Origin of the sequence: Pseudomonas sp. MD195_PC81_125 (assembly GCF_014060985.1) — a bacterium.
GTDB classification, from domain to species: Bacteria; Pseudomonadota; Gammaproteobacteria; order Pseudomonadales; family Pseudomonadaceae; genus Aquipseudomonas; species Aquipseudomonas parakoreensis.
This window is the reverse complement of sequence record NZ_JABULD010000329.1, coordinates 1-5,519: the sequence shown is the minus strand read 5'-3', so window position 1 is coordinate 5,519 and position 5,519 is coordinate 1. Positions and strand designations below refer to the sequence as shown.

3 protein-coding genes and 1 pseudogene are annotated in these 5,519 nt (G+C 60.2%); all 4 read right to left on the bottom strand.

Translation table 11 applies throughout. The features are described from left to right. Nucleotides 1-94: 94 nt before the first annotated feature. The 4 genes and pseudogenes from ilvD to HT737_RS13715 all read right to left on the bottom strand — a co-directional run bounded on the left by ilvD (nucleotide 95) and on the right by HT737_RS13715 (nucleotide 5,468). Nucleotides 95-1,936 (bottom strand): dihydroxy-acid dehydratase, encoded by a 1,842-nt coding sequence (ilvD, locus tag HT737_RS13730; RefSeq protein WP_007964170.1) that lies wholly within the window; start codon nucleotides 1,934-1,936, stop codon nucleotides 95-97. Nucleotides 1,937-2,194: 258 nt separating this feature from the next. Continuing rightward, nucleotides 2,195-3,427 carry an MFS transporter gene (locus HT737_RS13725; protein ID WP_182402888.1) on the bottom strand — a complete coding sequence of 411 codons (1,233 nt, stop codon included), beginning with the start codon at nucleotides 3,425-3,427 and terminating at the stop codon, nucleotides 2,195-2,197. After that, nucleotides 3,420-4,397 carry a diiron oxygenase gene (locus HT737_RS13720; protein WP_182402886.1) on the bottom strand — a complete coding sequence of 326 codons (978 nt, stop codon included), beginning with the start codon at nucleotides 4,395-4,397 and terminating at the stop codon, nucleotides 3,420-3,422. Before HT737_RS13720 ends, HT737_RS13725 begins: the two co-directional genes overlap by 8 nt. Then, nucleotides 4,394-5,468 (bottom strand): annotated as a pseudogene (locus HT737_RS13715) (SagB family peptide dehydrogenase). The gene HT737_RS13720 and the pseudogene HT737_RS13715 overlap by 4 nt, the downstream one beginning before the upstream one ends. Nucleotides 5,469-5,519: the final 51 nt, after the last annotated feature.

The window sequence follows — 5,519 nt, the reverse complement described above, 5'->3', positions numbered from 1 at the left end:
CCTGCGGCAGCTCCTACATGGGGTGGTTTGCAAGCATCAGGCAAAAAAATGCCCCGCAGTTGGCGGGGCATTTTTTGTTTTGGCGATTCGACGCTTACAGCCCGTCGAGCATCGCCTTGTTACGCACCGCACCCTTGTCGGCGCTGGTCGCCAGCAGGGCGTAGGCCTTCAGAGCGGTGGTCACTTTGCGTGGACGCTGTTCGACCGGCTTCCAGCCTTTCTTGTCCTGCTCGACCCGGCGTGCAGCCAGTTCTTCATCGCTGACCAACAGGTTGATCGAGCGATTCGGAATGTCGATCAGCACTTTGTCGCCGTCCTGCACCAGACCGATCGCGCCGCCGGCCGCAGCTTCTGGCGAAGCGTGGCCGATCGACAAGCCGGAAGTACCGCCGGAGAAGCGCCCGTCGGTGAGCAACGCACAGGCTTTGCCCAGGCCTTTGGACTTCAGGTATGACGTCGGGTAGAGCATTTCCTGCATGCCTGGGCCGCCTTTCGGACCTTCGTAGCGAATGATGACGATGTCGCCTTCCTTCACTTCGTCGGCAAGGATGCCGCGCACCGCGCTGTCCTGGCTTTCGAAGATTTTCGCGTTGCCTTCGAAGACGTGGATCGACTCGTCAACGCCGGCGGTCTTCACCACGCAGCCGTCCAGCGCGATATTGCCGTACAGCACGGCCAGGCCACCTTCTTTCGAATAGGCGTGTTCGAAGCTGCGGATGCAGCCGTTTTCACGGTCGTCATCCAGGGTTTCCCAACGGGTCGACTGGCTGAACGCAGTCTGGGTCGGGATGCCCGCCGGGCCGGCCTTGAAGAAGTGATGCACGGCTTCGTCGGTGGTCTGGGTGATGTCCCACTTGGCGATGGCTTCTTCCATGCTGCGGCTGTGCACGGTCGGCAGGTCGGTATGCAGCAGGCCGCCACGGGCCAGAGAGCCGAGGATGCTGAAGATGCCCCCGGCACGGTGCACATCTTCCATGTGGTACTTCTGGATGTTCGGCGCCACTTTGCACAGTTGCGGCACGCTGCGCGAGAGACGGTCGATGTCGCGCAGATCGAAATCGATCTCGGCTTCCTGGGCGGCCGCCAGCAGGTGCAGGATGGTGTTGGTCGAACCACCCATGGCGATGTCGAGCATCATCGCGTTCTCGAACGCCTTGAAGTTGGCGATGTTGCGCGGCAGCACGGATTCGTCGTTCTCGCCGTAGTAACGCTTGCACAGCTCGACGATGGTGCGGCCGGCCTGCAGGAACAGCTGTTCGCGGTCGCTGTGGGTGGCCAGGGTCGAACCGTTGCCCGGCAATGCCAGGCCGAGGGCTTCGGTCAGGCAGTTCATCGAGTTGGCGGTGAACATGCCGGAGCACGAACCGCAGGTCGGGCAGGCGCTGCGCTCGTACTCGGCAACCTTCTCGTCAGAAGCGCTGGAGTCGGCGGCGATCACCATGGCGTCGACGAGGTCGAGGCCGTGGGAAGCGAGTTTGGTCTTGCCGGCTTCCATCGGACCGCCGGACACGAAGATCACCGGAATGTTCAGGCGCAAGGCGGCCATCAGCATGCCGGGGGTGATCTTGTCGCAGTTGGAGATGCAGACAATGGCGTCAGCGCAGTGGGCGTTGACCATGTATTCGACGGAGTCGGCGATGATCTCGCGGCTCGGCAGCGAATACAGCATGCCGTCGTGGCCCATGGCGATGCCGTCATCCACGGCGATGGTATTGAATTCTTTCGCGACGCCACCGGCGCGTTCGATCTCACGGGCGACCAGTTGACCGAGGTCTTTGAGGTGCACGTGGCCCGGCACGAACTGGGTAAAGGAGTTGGCAATGGCGATGATCGGCTTCTTGAAGTCGTCATCTTTCATCCCGGTGGCGCGCCACAGTGCGCGGGCGCCGGCCATGTTGCGGCCGTGGGTGGATGTTTTCGAGCGGTAATCTGGCATGGAGCACTCCGGGCGGCTAAATCAGGTATCAAAAGGGAGTGAGCTTCTATTGACGTCTGGAACACTCAGAAATGGCCGTGTGTCCTGGATGTTGCCGATGACTTTGCGGGATCGCCGCTTGCCTCAGCCTGAGCTCATAAACCCGCCGGGGGATGAATGGCGATGAATCAGCCGATTCTACACCGCTGGCGTCTGGAGGGAATGGCGCAAAGCGTTGTTCCAGTGCCGACGGTGCGTGTGGCAGGACGACCGGCAGGTTCAATCGCCGCCCGTGCTGGTGATGGGACTGGTGTCGAGCGCTCTGGCGTGACGGCTGATCCGCCTGTTCAACGCCAGTGCGATGCAACTGAGCAGGACAAAACTGTAGCCGAGGGTCGCTTGCAGATTGCTCGGGCTGAGGCTGATCAGTGCACTGATCAATCCGCCACAAATGAAAATGATTGTGCTGCCGGCCGAGGCCGACGTACCGGCGTTCTCCGGGAACAGGTCCATGGCTCGTGAGGTGGCGGCCGGGCGTGAGATGGTGGTGCCGGCGGTGCAGATCAGCATCGGGATCAATACCGTGGCGGGCGAGAGTGCAGAGTGGCGCGACAGGAATAGCATCACCAGCCCTGCCAGCAGGATCAGGCTCAACCCGGCCACGATCTGTTGCGCAGAACTGATGCGCCGGCTCAATAGCGCGGCGGCAATTCCGCCTGTTACATAAGCCGCGCCGTAGATCAGCAGGATCAGCGAGAAGTCGTAGGCTGACAGCTGCAACTGATCCATGAAGATCAACGGCGAAATGACGATGAACGAGAAGTGACAGGCGAATGCGAAAGCCGAAATCAGCCAGTAGCCGACGAACTCGAAATCCCCGAGCACCCGTCGATAGGCGCTGAGGAAATTGAGCGGTGTAGCGTTGACGTCTGGTCGACCACCGTCGAGAAACAGCCAGGCCTTGAGCAACACCGCAGCCGCCAGGGCGATGAACAGCCAGAAGCTGCCGCGCCAGCCCAAGGCCGCTTGCAAGAAGCTGCCAGCCAACGGTGACAGAGAGATGAAGATCCCGGTGGCGGTCACCATCAGGATCCGCAGGCGATCGCGTTCCTTGCCATCGAACAGGTCCTGTACCAGCGCCTGCGACAGGACAAAACAGCCGCAACCGATGGCCTGCACGATGCGAAAAGCCATGAACAGTATGTAGTCACTGGTCATCACGCAACCGATGGCGCCGAGGATCGAAACCGCCATGCCGGCAAGTAACAATCCCTTGCGCCCGATGACGTCGGACAACGGTCCGATCACCAGCTGGGCGAAGGCAATGCCCACGGCAAACAGGCTGATCGACAGGGCGATGTCGGCCGGAGTGCGGGCGAAGTGTTCAGCCAGCGCCGGGAACGACGGCAGCAGAACATCCAGCGGAAACACCCCCAGCAGCACCATGGCCAACAGCAGACTGACCGCCCCGCGGCGTTGTCGGGTTGTTACTGCCTTTCGTCCTTCACGCATCGATCAGTCCTGCCTTGGCGAAAAGTTTACGGTTGTTGGGTAGTGCGAAAAATCCGGCCCTTTCGAGTGCGGCAAGTGTGGCCACGGCTCCGGATCTGGCACGCTGGCGGCTGGCTTGCTCGTTGGTCAGGCTGTCGAGGATTTCCTTGATCGCACCTTCGCCGATACCGGCGCGGCGTAGACTTTGGTGCAGCCATTGCTCGTCCACTTCGAAGAAGGTCGCCAGGGTCTCCAGCAAGGTTCTGGCAACGAAGGCGCGCTGGCGGCTGTTCAGGGTCAACCAGAGGTAGTGGAAGACTTCGGAAAAAAACCGACTGTGGCGCGCTTCGTCAGCGAGGTGATCGCGCAACATGTCATTCACGCTGCTGACCAGCGTTTCCCGACACACATCCAGCAGCTCCCGGGCAATGATGGTTTCCGAGACGAAACCCAGCAGAAACCATGCCAGCGGGCGTTTACTCTCCGGCGTTCGGGCAATCTGACCGGTCAGGCGGGTGATGCGCAGCGGCATCTGCGGACGACCGGTAAAACCATGCAGTTCGGCGATCTGTTCGGCCAGTTGATGGGAGAACAGCGCGTGATAACCCTCGTCGGTATACAGCTGCAGCGCGGCGGTTTTCATCCGTGGAGGAATGTACGCGGGCAACTCGCCGTGGACGATGGTTTCCACGGCGCGGTTGACGATGCGGTGTTCAAGCAGCGTGGTGTAGTCCAGGAAGTGCACCAGGTGGCTGGCTGCCAGCCGATGCATGACCTTGCTGCCTGCGGCTTCGATGGCCGGATGGGACAGATACGGCAGGAAGGCCGGCGGGAACCAGAAGCGGGTCTGCAGTTGCAATTGCAGGTCCTCCGGCAAACGGTAGTCGTGCCGGCTGGTGCGTACCGAAGCGTGGTTGTTCCAGTCGCCGAGGGTAAATCGAAGCGCCCAGGACGTTGGTGCTTCGGGAAGATCCGTGGATGGCACGTTCATGTCCGTGTCTCCAGCAACAGGTCGCGCATTTCCTGACACATCGCCTGACCGTCGCTGGCACCGCAGCCGACAAAGAACAACGGTTGTTCAGCGCTGCCTTCGAGTTTGAGCAAGGCTTCGACCTGCCGATCAGCGAATGCCCCGGTCAGCCACGTTCCCAGGCCCAGCGCCGTGGCCACCAGTTGAAAGGTCTGCGACAGATGACCCGCCTCGACGAACGCCATGCGATAGGCGCGCGAGTGTTCATACTTCCACCAGAGCTTGTCGAAACGAGCGGTGATGAACAGGCCCAGAGGCAGGTTATTGATGAAATGCTGGCCCGCCAGCAAATGACCGAGCGCAGGTTCGGGCAATGGGTTGACCCGGCTGAGCGCGTGTTCTGCCGGGTGATAGGCGTAGAGGCCCGGCTCAAGACCCTCGATATTGCGTGCCAGAAGAAAGCCTTCACAGGCATTCAGTCCACCCCCGGAGGGACTGCTGCGACGGGCGCCGAGGCCTTCGGCGATGCTTTCGTCGCGGTCATGGTCGCGGTGGTGAAGAAAACCCAGTGTGAGATACATGAGTGTGCCGACGTCGCCGAGCGTGATCGCTTCGCCAGTAAAGGAGCGGCAGGTTTTTCTCAAGCGCAGGACATTACCCAGGCTGGCGACGGTCAGGGCCGCAGAGGTGGGGAGGGCGATTCGAGGTGCGTCTTCAAGTATCGGGCGATCTTGAGCGGGTGCCGGTGTGGTCAGCACTGCGCTGCAATGGTTCAGGTATTGCCTGGACCACTCATGAATATTCCGGGGTGTCTGTTCGCAGGGAATGTTCTGGGTACCAATATGATAAATCTTCGACAGCTCGTCCCAGCCCCATGGCGGACTGTCTATTTTTGCAACGGTTAATATGCCTGCGTTTAGAAGTTGTGAGTCTATTATGTTGCGTCTATCGAATTGTTCCGGATTGTTGATTAGTTGTGCAAGTCGACAAGAGTAACTCAGGTCCAGTTCATGTTGAGTGTGGTTTTTTGTAGTTCCAGACTATTTGTCCGGGTGTGCGCGGCAATATGAATAAATAAGGATTGATGTACATGTTGTATTCATCACTCTGGACGTAGTTGAAAGAACGCTGGGGTGCCGGCAC